Origin of the sequence: Rothia sp. CCM 9417 (genome assembly GCF_048513575.1) — a bacterium.
Taxonomy (GTDB): Bacteria; Actinomycetota; Actinomycetes; order Actinomycetales; family Micrococcaceae; genus Rothia.
The window spans coordinates 56,695-71,934 of sequence record NZ_JBLXXT010000003.1 but is presented as its reverse complement, the minus strand read 5'-3'; the positions used below and the strand labels follow the sequence as shown (position 1 = coordinate 71,934).

At 52.6% G+C, this 15,240-nt stretch carries 14 protein-coding genes; 11 read left to right on the top strand and 3 right to left on the bottom strand.

Annotation, left to right across the window (positions count from 1 at the left end; genetic code table 11):
• Positions 1–89 precede the first annotated feature (89 nt).
• From ACN082_RS05600 to ACN082_RS05550, 11 genes are all read left to right on the top strand, one after another.
• Positions 90–998 (top strand): glycosyltransferase family 2 protein, encoded by a 909-nt coding sequence (locus ACN082_RS05600; RefSeq protein ID WP_419099869.1) that lies wholly within the window; start codon positions 90–92, stop codon positions 996–998.
• Positions 995–2,008 (top strand): CgeB family protein, encoded by a 1,014-nt coding sequence (locus tag ACN082_RS05595; protein WP_419099868.1) that lies wholly within the window; start codon positions 995–997, stop codon positions 2,006–2,008. Before ACN082_RS05600 ends, ACN082_RS05595 begins: the two co-directional genes overlap by 4 nt.
• A gap of 386 nt (positions 2,009–2,394) precedes the next feature.
• Positions 2,395–3,072, top strand: a complete 678-nt coding sequence (locus ACN082_RS05590) for a hypothetical protein (RefSeq protein ID WP_419099867.1) — start codon at positions 2,395–2,397, stop codon at positions 3,070–3,072.
• Positions 3,073–3,077: 5 nt separating this feature from the next.
• A complete protein-coding gene (locus tag ACN082_RS05585) occupies positions 3,078–3,800 on the top strand; it encodes a cytidylyltransferase domain-containing protein (RefSeq protein ID WP_419099866.1) in 723 nt (240 codons plus the stop codon).
• Positions 3,801–3,806: 6 nt separating this feature from the next.
• Positions 3,807–6,050: an N-acetylneuraminate synthase family protein gene (locus ACN082_RS05580; protein WP_419099865.1), complete on the top strand. Its 2,244-nt coding sequence runs from the start codon at positions 3,807–3,809 to the stop codon at positions 6,048–6,050.
• The gene (locus ACN082_RS05575) at positions 6,041–7,174 is read left to right on the top strand and encodes a glycosyltransferase (protein ID WP_419099864.1); all 1,134 of its coding nucleotides are present in this window, start codon (positions 6,041–6,043) and stop codon (positions 7,172–7,174) included. Before ACN082_RS05580 ends, ACN082_RS05575 begins: the two co-directional genes overlap by 10 nt.
• 2 nt (positions 7,175–7,176) lie before the next feature.
• Positions 7,177–8,427: an O-antigen ligase family protein gene (locus ACN082_RS05570; RefSeq protein ID WP_419099863.1), complete on the top strand. Its 1,251-nt coding sequence runs from the start codon at positions 7,177–7,179 to the stop codon at positions 8,425–8,427.
• Positions 8,424–9,344 carry a glycosyltransferase family 2 protein gene (locus tag ACN082_RS05565; protein WP_419099862.1) on the top strand — a complete coding sequence of 307 codons (921 nt, stop codon included), beginning with the start codon at positions 8,424–8,426 and terminating at the stop codon, positions 9,342–9,344. The genes ACN082_RS05570 and ACN082_RS05565 overlap by 4 nt, the downstream gene beginning before the upstream one ends.
• Positions 9,345–9,723: 379 nt before the next feature.
• A complete protein-coding gene (locus ACN082_RS05560) occupies positions 9,724–10,389 on the top strand; it encodes a glycosyltransferase family 4 protein (protein WP_419099861.1) in 666 nt (221 codons plus the stop codon).
• A 7-nt stretch (positions 10,390–10,396) separates the two neighbouring features.
• Positions 10,397–11,341 carry a glycosyltransferase family 2 protein gene (locus ACN082_RS05555; protein WP_419099860.1) on the top strand — a complete coding sequence of 315 codons (945 nt, stop codon included), beginning with the start codon at positions 10,397–10,399 and terminating at the stop codon, positions 11,339–11,341.
• Between the two features lie 21 nt (positions 11,342–11,362).
• Positions 11,363–12,484, top strand: a complete 1,122-nt coding sequence (locus ACN082_RS05550; protein WP_419099859.1) for a glycosyltransferase — start codon at positions 11,363–11,365, stop codon at positions 12,482–12,484.
• Positions 12,485–12,551: 67 nt separating this feature from the next.
• On the opposite strand, the gene ACN082_RS05545 is transcribed toward ACN082_RS05550, so the two are convergent.
• The 3 genes from ACN082_RS05545 to ACN082_RS05535 form a co-directional block, all read right to left on the bottom strand.
• Positions 12,552–12,851 (bottom strand): PqqD family protein, encoded by a 300-nt coding sequence (locus ACN082_RS05545; protein ID WP_419099858.1) that lies wholly within the window; start codon positions 12,849–12,851, stop codon positions 12,552–12,554.
• Positions 12,848–13,705 (bottom strand): nucleotidyltransferase family protein, encoded by an 858-nt coding sequence (locus ACN082_RS05540; protein ID WP_419099857.1) that lies wholly within the window; start codon positions 13,703–13,705, stop codon positions 12,848–12,850. The genes ACN082_RS05545 and ACN082_RS05540 overlap by 4 nt, the downstream gene beginning before the upstream one ends.
• Before the next feature lie 94 nt (positions 13,706–13,799).
• Positions 13,800–15,239 carry a polysaccharide biosynthesis tyrosine autokinase gene (locus ACN082_RS05535; protein ID WP_419099856.1) on the bottom strand — a complete coding sequence of 480 codons (1,440 nt, stop codon included), beginning with the start codon at positions 15,237–15,239 and terminating at the stop codon, positions 13,800–13,802.
• Between the last annotated feature and the right edge of the window lies 1 nt (position 15,240).

Sequence of the window (15,240 nt, the reverse complement as noted above, 5' to 3'; positions counted from 1 at the left end):
TACAAATTACGTTCCCTCTTACTAGTTTTTAGACTGTAGTCGTGATTGGATAGACAAGAATTGTGAGAGCGGAAGGAAACTCTATGTGCGTGCTTTCAGTCCTCATACCATTTTATGGAGATCCAACGGACACCCTTGACTTATTGACCCAGCTTACTGAGCAGAAGTTAGTTGAGACCCATGAAATTATTGTTTCTGACGATGCCTCACCCATCCCTTTTCCCGAGGTGCCGGGAGTAAAGCTGGTCAGTCGCACTGCAAATGGTGGTTTTGGATCTAACGTGAACAGCGGTACTGAGGCCGCATCGGGCGAATGGGTTTTGATTCTTAATAGTGACTTGACTCTACCTCCAAGTTTTTTGGAAGACATGCTTGACGCTGCCCGTACTGAATTAGAAATATCTGGTAGTGGTGTTTTGCTATCCCCTCAGGTAGTGGGAGATGACGGTAAGTCCCAATGGGTGGGAAGACGGTTTCCAAAGACAGCGCATCATGCCTGGGAGTGGTTTACCCCGGTTGCTCGCTTCCGGGATACCCGCTTCTGGCATATCATGGTTGGTCATGACACCAAATGTCAAACGGGTAAAAGAGCTGAAACTGATTGGTTGATGGGGGCCTGCATGATGCTCAGGAAAGCAGACTTTGAGGCTGTCGGTGGTATGGATGAGCGCTTTTTTATGAACAGCGAAGAAATTGACCTACAACGCCGACTAGCGGATCAAGGAATCAAACGTGTCTTTCGGGGCGATATTGTAGTCCGACACGCTGGAGGAGGTTCTTCTGGCGGGTCAGCTCAGCGACGCCAGTGGGTTCTTAACTCTCGCTTTATTTACAACAAGAAATGGGATGAGGGTCTTCTCTTAGCGCCTATTCTCAAAGCCGTAAGCTACCTGAATTTTGTGTTCAATACGTTTCGTTCGTTATGGAACTCAGCCGTCAAACCCCGCCGGATACTCCAAGAAGAGCTCGAATTTATCAAGAAAGCTGAAGCTCAATGATGCCAACCGAGAAACTGCTCATTGTTAGCCCGGCATTTCACGGGTACTGTCACTCGATTGCTGATGGATTCAGCCAACTTGGTTACGAGGTTACAGTTCACAGATACGATGCTTTTGACACTTTCAAAGATAAGATTCGCAATAAGGCCCTGTACGAGCTTCCCTCAAAAATAGGTTTGCAAGGACAAAAGGCTGCTGAGATTGCAGCGACTGCCAAGGCTTTGAGGGTTCTTGACGAAGTAAAGCCTGACAAACTCATTGTTATTAAAGCCGATGGGTTGGGCGATAACTTTTGGCAGAAAGTGGACGAATCACGAATTCCTCACATCTTATGGCTATACGACGATCTTAAAAGGCATCGTTACACTCTTGAATTTCTTAAGAGCCGCCCCACAGTAGTTAGCTATGCACGTTTAGAAGCTGAAGAATTTTCCCTCAATGGAGCTAACGCCCACTTTGTGGCTAACGGCTATGATCCTAGGCTTGCTGACTTCCCCACTGAACGCATCCCCGAAATTGTTTTTGTAGGATCACGCTACGATAACCGCGAAAAAATGATGCTTGCCCTCCAAGAAGCGGGGGTCCCCGTAAGGGTGTACGGTCGAGCCTGGTCACACCACCCCTTTGACCGCTTGCGTACTTGGGAAATAAAGCGACCCGAACTTCCAGCAGAGCGAGATATACCTCTTGCTGAAGCCTATAAGGTTCAAGCTGCTGCTGCTGCCTCGCTGAATGTTCATGGGTTACAGGCAGGCTTGTCCATGAGAACTTTTGAGGTACCCGGCATGAACGGCCTGCAGCTCATTGACCGGCCCGATGTTGAAGAATTTTACGAAGTCGGCAAGGAGGTTCTGCTCTACCATAGCACCGATGAACTAATCGAGATTTGCCAGCGAGTTATTGCAGAGCCCTCTTGGAGTGATTCGATTCGTGAAGCAGGGCTCAAACGTAGCCAAGCTGAACATACTTTTTTCCACCGAGCACAGAAGATGAATCTTTTATGGGCCTAAAGTACCCTTCAGACTTAGAAGCCTGGAATAGATGGCAGGCAAATGCCCATCTGTTACGGAGGGGTAAAAGCACTGTCAAAAATTTTGCGTCTTCACTACCTTCCACGGGCAAAGGTAAGCCCCTAAATGAGCTTGTAACTGGCTACTTACATACCACCGGTGAAACTGCAAAGATATTAATCGCGCTGGACTCCACCTCACCTACTTCGCTGAACTCTCTGGTCACCCCCACCAAATTTTTGGGGCAAACCCCCTATGCGGTGTGGGCCCCCAACGACCTTACAGCCTATCTTCCAGACCAGAGCTGGACGGTGCAATTGGTGCAAGAAGACAAGCTGGATACTGTTTTACCTGAGGTCCAAGAGATAGTGGCGCTTGGTCACTATATGGCATGGGGCTCCGCCGCCTACCGATTCTCGCAAAGGAACGAAGCTCAGTTCGTTACTATTCAACACGGGTTGCAGACCCCGTATGCGCCGCCTCTGGCTTTCGGTACTCACCTCTTGGCCTTCAGCCAGGCTGATGCTGACTTCTGGATTTCCGGTCGTACCGATGTGACGGCTCAGGTCGTGGGTTCTCAGCTTTTCTGGGAGGCCTCTCAGCAACCTGCGGTTGATCCTGCCGAGATTCTCTCCACTCCGTTGTTCCTTGGGCAAATGCACGGGGCCGAGCTGCCCCGTGCTTCCTTCGCTTACTCCACCCTCAAATTCACCAGGGAGAACAAGGCAATCTACAGACCTCACCCGAGTGAGAAAGATAAACTTTCTCTCCTCACACACGGTTTGATGGATAGACTGGGCATTGAAGTTGATCGCTCACAGCGGCCTCTGAACCAGGTTAATAATCCGATTGTTTCCATCTTCTCAACGGGGGTCCTAGAAGCCGCTATTCGCGGGGTTCCATCTTGGGTCTACCACCCGCATCCGCCGCAGTGGTTGCAGGATTTCTGGGGGCGCTACGGCATGAGCCCCTGGGGGAGCGAACCGACCCCGGCACCTCAGCTTCCGAGCCGTGAACCGGCGGAAACCATCGCACATATCCTCACTCAATCATTGGAGAACTAGACAGCATGCGTATTCTTTGCGTGATACCCGTTCGCGGCGGGTCTAAGGGAATCCCGCGCAAGAACCTCAAGCCTATCGCTGGGAAACCGCTGGTTGCCTGGACCATTGAGCAGGCTCTTGAGGCGCAGAAAGCTCTGGCAGGTGAACATACAGTAGACGTTGTGGTGTCCACCGACGACGCCGAACTAGCCGATACTGCCCGTGAATACGGGGCAGAGGTGCCCTTTATCCGCCCGGCCCACCTGGCTAAGGACACCACCGCAACCGAACCGGTGATTGAGCACGCGATTGACTTCTACACGCAGGACGGCAGACGGCCGGATGCGGTTATGCTCTTGCAGGCCACCAGCCCCGTCCGCCTACCCGGCACCCTGGAACGGGCTATCCGCCAGTTTGCAGACTCAGACTCGGACTCCATGGTGGGGGTCATCCCCATCGGCCCCTTCATCTGGGCGGCAACAGAGCCTCCGACAGCACAGTACGAAGTCATGAATCGGCCTCGCAGGCAGGAACTCACCCGTGAGACCTTCCGCTACCGCGAAAACGGGTCCATGTACATCACCAGCACAGAGCTCTATGAAAGCCTCCATAACCGTCTGGGCGGAAAGATTGAGCTCTTCATTCTCGATGAGGTAGAAGGCGTGGACATTGATGCCATGATTGACTTCTCCCTCGCTGAACACCAGCTTCTTACCACCCTCGCACCCTCGCACAAGAAAAAAGGCTAATCCCCCATGATTATCGAACGTAACATCACCCCCTACATCGTTTTCTCAGAGGACCCGGTTTTAACCGCCCTCCACAAAATCTCCGCTAACGGCCAGCGCATCATTTTCCTGGTCAATGAATCCGGCGTTCTCAAAGGCTCGCTATCCGACGGCGACTTCCGGCGCTGGCTGATTGCCAACCCCACCGCCTCGCTGGAAACCAGCGCCCTTGACGTCGCTCACCTGGGCGTCAAGACCGCACCGGTTGGTTCTGAGCCCGCTGAACTTCAGAAGGAGTTTGCCAAGGGGATTAGCCACCTTCCCCTGGTCGATGAGCGCGGCCACCTGGTCGCTATCGCCATGGATGAGCAGAACGTCCTGCGTATTGGCCGCACCGAGATCTCCGAGGACTCACCAGCCTTCATCATTGCTGAAATCGGCAACAACCACCAGGGCGACGTTGACCTGGCTAAGCGCCTGGTAGACCTGGCCGTTGATACCGGTGCCGATGCTGTTAAGTTCCAGCTTCGTGACATGGACGCTCTCTACCGCCAGAAAGGCTCCAAGTCAGCAGGCGAGGACCTGGGTGTTCAGTACACCCTCGATTTGCTCTCTCGTTTCTCCTTCACCGTAGATCAGATGTATGAGGTCTTTGACCATGTCAAACAGCACGACATGGACATCATGTGCACCCCCTGGGATGCCCCCTCCGTTCAGGCTCTGGTGGATTACGGTGTACAGGGCCTCAAGGTTGCCTCAGCAGACCTAACCAACCATGACCTGCTCCGTGACATGGCCTCACGGGGCCTGCCCATGCTGATCTCAACCGGCATGAGCCGCGAAGAAGAGATCCGTGAATCGGTCAAACTGCTCCGTTCACTCGGTGCCTCTTATGGGCTACTCCAATGCCAGTCCACCTACCCTGCGCCCTTCAAGGATGTCAACCTGGCCTATATGGACCGCCTGGCAGAAATCGGCCAGTGCTTGGTTGGCTACTCCGGCCACGAACGCGGCTATCATGTACCCATCGCTGCTGTTGCTCGCGGTGCCAAGATTATTGAGAAGCACTTCACCATTGACAAGACCCTTGAGGGCAACGACCATACCGTCTCCCTGCTGCCCGAAGAGTTCAAGGCTATGGTCCAGCAGATTCGTGAGGTTGAGGAGTCCATCGGTACCGCCGCACCCCGCCAAGTATCCACTGGTGAGCTTATGAACCGTGTGAACCTGGCTAAGTCACTGGTGGCTACCCGCACTATCGCCAAGGGCGAGGTTGTCACCGAAGCCGACGTTGAGGTCAAGTCACCTGGCCGTGGCCTGCAGCCCAACTACCTGCCCCAGCTCCTGGGACGCACCATGCAGCGCGAGGTTGAGGCCGGATCCTTCTTCTTCGAGGGCGATCTCAAAGACGACCTGGTGACCCGCCGCGACTTCAAATTCGACCGCCCCTGGGGCCTGCCCGTTCGCTACCACGACTACAAGCCGCTGATTTCAGAAGCCAAGCCTGACTTCCTTGAATTCCACTTCAGCTACAAGGACCTGGAAGTCAACATTGACGATGTCTTTGACCGCAAGCTAGACATGTCATTCACCACCCACCTGCCCGACCTCTTCGCCGGGGACTTCCTGGTAGACCTAGCCTCACGCGACCAGGAAATCTGGGAACGCTCCATCGCCGAGGTCCAGCGCACCATCGACATCACCCGCGACTTGACCCGCTACTTCACCCTAGACGATGACCCGGTCATGGTTGTCACCATGGGCGGTTTCACCAAGGACGGCCACATTGCCCCGGCCGCCCGTGCCGATAAATACGAGCGTATCGGCCAGGCCCTGGCTAAGCTGGACACCTCCGGCGTGCGAATTGCTGCTCAGACCCTGCCCCCTTACCCCTGGCTCATGGGTGGCCAGCAGTACCACAACCTCTTCCTTGACCCCAAGGACACCGCAGAGTTCTCCGATACCTACAACACCGCCCTCTGCCTGGATATCTCCCACACCATGCTGGCGGCTAACTTCCTTAAGATGCCGCTGTCAGAAGCCGTGGACCTGCTGGCCCCCCGCTCTATCCACCTGCACCTGGTTGACGGTGTAGGCGTGGACGGCGAAGGTGTCCAGGTGGGCGAAGGCGACGTGGACTGGGCCGCGCTGGGCAAGCAGCTGCGCGAACTTACCCCCAACTCATCCTTTATCCCCGAAATCTGGCAGGGCCACGTCAACAACGGTGAGGGCTTCTTCACTGCCCTGGATAGGCTGGAAAAGTGGCTGTAAACAGCGACCTACCGGTGGCGCTTCACTGCGTTCCGGTCCCCGATTTTGGTGGTGTAGCCCGGCACATCAGCGACCTCGCTGAGGTCGGGCTACCCGGCTACCGCCTGGTGGTTCTCTGCCCGCCAGGGGAGCTTTCCGTTCGACTTAAAGAACTCGGGGCTGAAGTACGCGAAGCTGATTTTGGGCCAGCTGCAGGATTCTCAACTTCCCGGGCAACCCTCAACACCGTCATTGACGAACTCAAACCAGCAATCGTGCACAGCCACCTGGCTTATGCGGATGTGGTAGCCGCTGCGACCGTGAACCTACGCAAGGTCAACAAGATACTGCGCAGGGGCACCCATATACCTCGGGTATTTACAACCGAACACGGTATTGCCGGGGAAGACGCGGTCTACCACGGTACTTCTTGGCGCTCGCGGGTGATGGAGCTGGTGCACCGCGTGCGTTTGTGGGGGACAGATGGCTTGCTGGCTGTTTCTCAGTCCACCGCTGACCAGATGAAAGGTAAGTGGGGTGCTCGTGGGGTGGCCGTGGTTTATAACGGCCTTGATACAGCTCGGGTCGCCTCAGCCGTTGAAAGCTGCCGTGTTCAGCCTGCCCCCGGTGCTTTGCGTGTGCTATCGCTTTCTCGACTAGCTCCTGAGAAGGGGCTGGACGTACTGGTGGAGGCTTTCGCCGCTGTTCGTCAGGAAATTCCGGGGGCTACCTTGGAGATTGCCGGTAGCGGTCAACTGAAAGAAGACCTACAGAGACAGGTTGCAGAACTTGGGCTTTTGGGCTCCGTGAGTTTTCCCGGCTTTGTGGACCCCATCGAAGCTATGGGCCGCTCAGACCTGCTGGTTCAGCTCTCGGTCTGGGAGAACTGTTCTTATACCCTGCTGGATGCTAAAGCAGCCGGGCTAGCTCTTGTAGCAACAGCGGTTGGGGGCAACCCCGAGATCCTGGACGGTAAGGAGCTTGTGCCCTCGCTCAACCAGATGAACCGCCAGACGGCCGCAAGCACGGTTGCCCAGTGTCTGCTAGAGCAGGCTGCGACCGCGCATACTCCACAGACATTTAGCTGGGCTAGCCGAGAAGAGATGGCATATCAGCTAGTAGCACAATATCAGAGGGGCAGATAGGTATGGCTGTTGTTGGTGTGACCGACGAGGGCAAATTGACTTTGGGGCAGAAGACCCTGAGCGAGCATGGAAAGGTTTTGTTAAAGCGAACAGAAACTCAGGTTTCACAGGTTCGTATAGTAGATTTCCTACTTTTTGCCGCCTTGATTTATGGTGTGCCTGTTCCTGGCTTGGGCTTGCCATTTAACCAGCTCATGGTCTTCATTATTGTCGGTTATGGCCTCACGCGAAAGTCAATTTTTTCTCTAGGCAGGTACTCAACTTTTTTTGTCGCACTGGGGATAATCCTGGCTTATATCGCCATTGTATCTGCCGTGAGTGACCCCAGCCTTTATGCCGCTGACGCTACGCGACGATTTATTCGTCTTGTGGCCACAACCGGGCTTATTTATGTGATTGCGGTGGGCAGAATACATCTTCGCTCCGCTATCCTTGGCTATTCCACAGCACTTTTAATCAATGCTGGCTTGTTCTTTGCTGGTATTGCACCGGACACCTACGGGGGCTACCTCACCGGGTATCTTGGGGATAAAAATTATGCTGGTTTGGTCCATGCACTCTTTGCTCTTTTGATTATGACCGTCTATACAAAGCGCTGGCAGCAGATTGTTGGGCTGGCGGTTTCGTGTTTTCTGTTGTGGGAGACAGGCTCAAGAACTTCTCTGGCGGCCTTGCTTTTTGCCTATCTGTGGATTCTTGTGGCCCCACGCTTTTCCCCGGCAGTGAAAGTATTGCTGTTAGGGGTCTTTTGGTTCCTTCTGAATTTGGTGACGGAGGACTATGCGGATGCAAAGGTCTTTGGGGACCGAACTGGAACCGATGCTTTGCGGGCCCGCATCGATGATATGTCATGGGCTAAGGTGCAAGAAACAGGTTGGTTCGGGCAGGGGCTGGGGGAGGCATACGTCTATGATTCCTCGGCAGATAGAACCTGGTTTTTCCATAATTCTTATTGGTCTGCTTTTGTAGAAGGCGGCTGGATTTGGGCTCTTGTCTTGGTTGCTCTTACCCTGTTTGTTGCTGTGCGCCCCCTAAGCAAGCAAAGAAAGGAAGAGCCCCTCTATAGAGTGCTTGCCCAGGGGGTGGGTGTGGCTCTGCTAATCTGTGCTTTGAGGTTGGGCGAAGTCTTTTATACCTTGCCTTGGGCTATCTGCATGGGCTATGTGCTGCGTGCCGCGGTGACACTGTTACCCGCGAATTCCAAGATTGCATTTTTTGGCTACGATGAGGAAGTGAGGAGTCTGAGGAAATGACCCAACTGTATGATGCCTCAATTATAATTTGCGTGAAAAATGGTGGTTCTAGCCTGGGGAATCAGCTTGAAGCGGTGGCTAACCAGAGAATATCTCCAGGGGTAACCTATGAGGTTATAGTCGTCGATAATGGCTCGACTGATGAAACTTCACACATCATAAAATTATGGAGCCAAAAATATACCTCAAAGTTTGGGATAAAGTCTTTTTACCAGCCCAATCTGCAGGGGATCCCAGCAGTTAGAAATTTTGCTGCCTCACAGTCCGAGGGGGAAACTATTCTCTTCTGCGATGCAGATGATGAGGTATCTCAGGACTGGGCTCAAGCTTTTATTGAAGCTACGGTAGGGCATAAGATTCTAGCTGGTGGACTCATTGAAGCCTATGACTCCCAAGAGGTACTGCACCCTGACTTCTTTCCAAAAGGTTTAATGCGGACGACGTACCTGCCGCATGTGGGTAACTGTAACTGTGCTATCAGCCGTTCTCTTTTTTTTGAGGTAGGGGGGTACGATGAGTCCTTACCGAAATACGGTTTTGAAGATGTTGACCTGTCGTGGCGTGTGCAGCAGGCTGGTTATCCGGTAGAATTTGTGGAGAAAGCTCGCATAAAGTTTAGAATTAGCGGTTCATCTGCCTCATTTAAAAAGAAATTTATCTTGGGCAAGGGCAGGGTTCTCATGGCCCGCCGGTACCCTCAATATGATTCTGCCTCTTACAATTTTTTCTACTGTATAAAAAAATTTTCTTCAACATTTGTTAATCTAGTGAAAAATATTCTAAGAAATAGGATGATTAGCAGGCGTGATATCTCCCTGGTTGTCTCAAGTCTAGGTAATTTATACGGTTCTGTATATTACTCCGGAAAAGACCGAGGCGCTCTGAAACCTCGACTCATGAGAAATCCAGGAGAATAAATTGAAGATTGTTATTGCTTCAAACCACGGGGCAATAGGTGGCGGTGAAATTATGCTTCTGAACGTGGCCCGTGCACTGCGTTCATTAAAGCACGATGTCACAATTTTGAGCCCCGCTGAGCCGGGGGAACTTCTAGACCTTGCAAAGGATGAAGGGTTTTCAACAATTTCCTTAGAAGCAAGGGACAGAAAATCTTACATGGCACAGCTTCGTGTTTGGCGGGCACACCATAGGGATGCTTTTCTGTGGTGTAACGGCCTTGCGCCGGCTCTGGCTACGGCTGGGGATCAAAACCGCCTAGTACACTTACATCAGTTACCTACCGGCATCCAAAAATTTGCTTATAGAGTTGCTAAACAAGGTGCTCGTCTCGTGTTGGTGCCCAGCTATTATGTTGCACAACGGGTCCCCCGTTCTGCAGCATTGGAAAACTGGGTTGCGGAGGTATCAGATTCCCCCAAAGTTCAGCCACAAGATTCCCCTGTTCGTATCGGTTTTTTGGGGCGTCCTGCTCTCATTAAAGGGACCCACACTTTAGCTCATGCGATTAAACTGCTCAATGATTCTGGAGAAAGACGGTTTGAGTTACTTATTGGGGGTGAGGCAAAATTCATTGATGCCTCCAGCCAAGAGGAGGTGAATCTGGCTTTAGATAGTTTGGGGGATAAGTGCCGTCTACTGGGCTGGGTTGACCCCGGTGAGCTCTTTGCTCAGAGCGATATTCTGGTTGTTCCCTCAGAAGTGGATGAGTCGTTTGGACTGGTTGCGGCTGAAGCTATGAGTGCCCGAATACCCCTTATCGTTTCAGATGCAGGTGCCTTACCTGAGGTTGTGGGATGTGACTACCCCTGGGTTTTCCGGCAGGGCGATAGCTTACAGCTGGCGGAGATGATCCTTGCCTTAGATGAGATGGTGAGTGAAGATTTCTCAGCTTGTCAAAATCTCTTAGACAGGAGTTACTGGCGGTGGTTTGAGAACTATTCTCCCGAATCAGGTAAGGCAAGAGTTGCCGAAATTATTAAACGAATAGAAAATACAGACTGAAATTATTATGACTACTTATCAAGCCGCCGTTATTATCCCAAGCCGTGGGGGAGCGCCCAAGTTGCACTACCCCTTGGATGCCTTAGAAGCTCAAACCGAAAAGAACTTCCAGGTTATTGTCGTCCTTGATGGCGATATCGACAATTCAGCCGCTGTCGTCCAGAACTATATTGACCGTGGGCGACTCAATCTCAGCATGATTGTTTTTGACCAGAATCAGGGGAGAGTTGCTGCCCTCAACGCTGGGCATAGGGCGGCAGATGCCGAAATACTCATTCGCTGTGATGATGATTTACAACCAGACCGGAGCTTCATTGCTAAGCATCTTCGGCACCATCAATCCCCTGGCGAAATTGGTGTGATTGGTATATACAAAAATATTTTTCCTGATACTCCTTATGCTCGCGTGTACGGGTGTTACCGTGACCAGAAATTTCGAGAGGACGCTTATCTAACCAAGCCAGAAAGTAGATGGAAGTACTGGGCGGGTAACGTCTCAATGTCCAAAACCCTTTTCGATCAAATTGGCGGGTATGACGATCGTTACCGCCTATACGGTTGGGAAGATGTTGATATGGGCTATATGGTTTACCGAGCGGGTGCAAAAATTATTATTGATCCGGAACTGTCTATAAATCATTTTGTGGCAGCAACTACCACCGCTAACAGGGCAAAGCGAGCTCTATATTCCGGAGCCGCACGAAACCTTTTTATCGCCAAAAATGGGGAGGGTGTACTTACCCCCGCTAAGCCCACAGGCCTCTGGGGTCTGCTAGTAAGGACTTCTGCTATTTTTGCCACCGACTCCAGTATCGCTACAGCCGGTCAATTTATTGATTTGCTTTCAAAGAGGGTCCAGCCTCGTCTTGCAGAAAAACTGGTTTCGTTGCTCGTTGAATCCTCCAGCTATGCTGGTACAAGATACCCCCACCGTGCACAAAAAAATTTCTAGCTGAAAGAAGAACCCACCCCCATGCGTTCTCGTTCTACTTCTGCGGCAGAGGCAAGCTACCCGGTCGCAATAGCTCACGACTACCTCACCCAGCGTGGTGGTGCCGAGCGGGTAGTTCTTGCCCTGCACAAGGCCTTCCCTGATGCTCCCATTTACACCACTCTCTATGACCCAGAGAAGACTTACCCTGAGTTCAAGAACTGCACCGTTATCACTTCTCCCCTTAACAAGGTGGGTCTCTTCCGTAAAGACCACCGCCTAGCGCTACCGCTACTTCCCTTCTTCTCGAGCAGACTCAAAGTTGATGCTGAGCGGGTGATCGTATCGTCAACCGGGTGGGCCCACGGGTTCAACCTTCCCACACAGAGCCTGATCTATTGCCATTCTCCTGCCCGCTGGATTTACCTCACGGATCAATATATGGGCAGCAGCATGAATAAGGCCATTGAGTTAGGTTTTAAAGCCTTGCGCCCCTTCTTGCGTCGGTGGGATCAGCGCGCTGCTGGCAGGCATGATCACTATATAGCCAACTCCAGCATCATCCAGCAAAGAATTTTTGATGTCTACGGCAAACAAGCTAGGGTAATTTTCCCCCCACATTCTATGGATTCAAACGGTCCTCTGAGTCCCATCCCGGCTCTTGAAGACTTCATGGCAGATGGCTACTATCTGCTTGTTTCCCGTCTGCTACCTTACAAAAATATCCAGCATGCCGTCGAGGCTTTTGCTGGGCTCGACCAGAAACTCTTGGTCATCGGTTCCGGACCTATGGCGGATGAGCTTAAAGCGATGAGCACCCCCAACATAGCTTTCGCATCTGAACTTAGCGATGAACAGATGCAGTACGCCTACGCTCATGCGCGAGCTCTGCTAGCGGTCTCTCACGAAGATTTCGGGATCACCCCGCTTGAGGGTGGAGCCTTCGGCAAGCCCACCATTGCCCTTAAAGCAGGTGGCTTCCTCGACACTATCCGTGAGGGAATCACCGGTACCTTCATCGACCTCCCAACAGCCCCTGAGATCCGTCGGGCTGTTGAAGACTTTCGACCCGATGACTACTCAGCCCAGAAAATCCAGGAGCATATCTCCCAGTTCAGCGAGGAGCGGTTTATCCAGCAAATCAGGGAACAAGTCAAGCAATAGCGCGCCAGGTCTTAAAAGGAGAGGGCGGGTAACAGCTAGCTGTTCCCCGCCCTCATCAGTTTTAGGTTTAGGCCGTGAGCTCTAGCAGGTTTTGCCGGACTAACGAGTCCAGAAAATTGAGGACGCTATCTGCCACGGTTTCACGGGGCACACCGTAGATATCTTGTATATCAGCGATAATCTCTTCGGAACTACGGGGAGAGTCCAGAATCTCCCATATCAAGGCGCTGGGCCCGCGAAGAACAGAAATCTCCGAGGTCAGCAGATTCGCTACATAGGTTTCATCATCTGCGCTTTGCCCACTCTCGAACCCCATGATGAAGCCGATATGGTTCGCGCGGCTGTATCGCATCGTTTGTTCCTTCATGACTTCTTTTTCCAGAAGATAAACCGGGAGAAGAACTTCTGACAGATTTCTTCTTTGGTGGGTGGGTGCCCTAGCTCCATGGCGAGATGATCTTTATTAACCATCACGATACTGAACACCACCCTCGTTTTTGCCCTGAACCCTTTGGCATGCATGAACCGGGCCTTCCACCGGATATAGGTTGAGGTCTTTTCCGATACTGACTTCCAGAGCAGATAGTCAGGGTGATCCCTGAAACTGTCCAACTCCTGCAGAGCAGCCGCGAAAGCAAGTTCAGCATCCAGCGCCGGTAGACGATCTCTCATGTCCTGCCACTGACCGGGGGAGAGGGTCTTACGAAGATACTCAATATCGGCCTTGTACTCATTTTCGGTACGCGCCCCGTGTACTACAACAAAAATACGGGAGTCGGTCAGAGAAGGCAGGTAGCAGGGATAATGAGCTATCTCCCGCGTTCGCCGTTGTTGCCAGAGAGTTTCAAAGGCTGAGCCTTGAGCATCACCGATTCCAGGGAAGTACCGGTGGATGTCAACAAGCCCCCATGACCCGTGGTAGAGGGTCATAGCATGTTCAAAGATTGACCCTGTCTCAAACCGAGCAATGATTTCCCAGCCATCACTCTGGGCAGCTTCTATGAGCTTCTGTAGGTGCTCAGGTCGGACCAGCAAATCAACATCTGTGCTCACCCTACCCTGGCGGTAGACCTCCTGCGCAAAGGCATAACCCTTCACATGCAGAATATCGATGCCGTGCCGGTTAGCTAAATGCTGAAAATAAGCATGAGAAAGGCTGATACGCAATGCAAGGGGAACATCAGAGACAGCTGATGTTTGGGCACTTTGTTCTTTTGACATAGACCTTACTCCGATAATCCCTGGACTATAGAGTTTATGCCAGTCGCTACATAAACGACTGGCATAAAACTCAACTCACAGCACTATTTGAGTTCTAAGACTCCTGGGGTGCGGACTCAACTGACTTAGCTGAGCTTTTCTTCCCCTTCCTAGATTTTTTCGACTTGGTCGTGTCCTGGCCGTAGTAGCTGGTGTAACCCTTATTGGAGCTGTAGGCGAAGCCATAGTAGGAGTTACCCAGACCCGTGCGGGGAGCCTTATTGATGACGACCCCCAGGATTTTAGCGCTGACCTTACGCAGGTTGGCAGTAGCTTCTGCCAGGTTTTCCTTGCGGGTCTTGCCCACGGTACCGACCAGCACAACACCGTCCACAGCAGTTGAGAGAAGGACCGCGTCGGTAACAGGAAGGACCGGGGGGACGTCAACAATGACAACGAACTCGCCGGCTAGCTCAGCGATGAGCTGACGCATTTTCTCGGACCCTAGGAGCTCTGAGGGGTTGGGGGGAATACGGCCGGCTGGAAGAATGAAGAGCTGAGAGTCCTCAAACTGGCGAACAGCATCGGCAAGTTCAACCTGGCCAGCTAGCACCTGGGTCAGACCCACCTTAGAGTCAATTTTGAACTTCTTGGCAATAGTAGGGCGGCGAAGATCAGCGTCGATAATAATAACCGGTTCACCAGCATCGGACAGGGCCCGGGCCAGGGAAGTCGATACGGTTGATTTACCTTCACCGGGCTCGGCAGAGGTCACAATCAGCGAACGAGGGGGGTTATCGATATTAACAAAGCGCAGATTGGTGCGCATCTGGCGGATAGCTTCTTGTGAAACATGATCCTTACCTGCCTTGAGGATGTTCTCCTCATCAAGCTCGTCTGACACAGGCAGTACTCCCAAGATCCCAGCTTCGGTTGCTTGAGTGGCATCGTTGCGAGTGCGGAGCTTGGTATCAAGGGTTCGGCGCAAAAGGATAGTTACTAGAACTAGCCCCAGGCCAGCGGCAGCGCCAGTCAGAACCAGCTTCTGGGTATCCGGGCTTACCGGACGCTGGTTAAGGCTGGCATCCTCAAGCGGGATAACCTTTACGCTGCTTGAGCCTTCCATGTCGTTAACAACTTTGGCTACAGCTTCCAGCGAAGAGTTGGCTAGAGCCTGGGCCGTCTCGGGGCTTGACCCTGTGGCTGAGACCTTGATGAGTGCGGAGTTGGAATCAACGCTTGCGGAAAGATTGCCTTGGACCTGTCCCCGGCTCAGGTTCAGGTTGGGGTTGGCGGCGACGATCTCCTCAGCAACAGCACCGCTATTAACCAGGGCTAGGTAGGCGTTGGCTTTCTCCTTGGCCGCTGTGGATCCGGCTATAACGTCCCCAATACCGCTGCCGTCCCCAACGGTTACATAGCCAGTTGACGACGAGGAGTAAACCTTGGGCTGTAGGAGGGAGTAGCCAAAGCCCAGCAAAGCCCCGATCAGGGCTCCTGCTATGAGAAATTTTAGATTGGCGCGTAGCATTCGCACGAAGTCAAGTATGGTCATC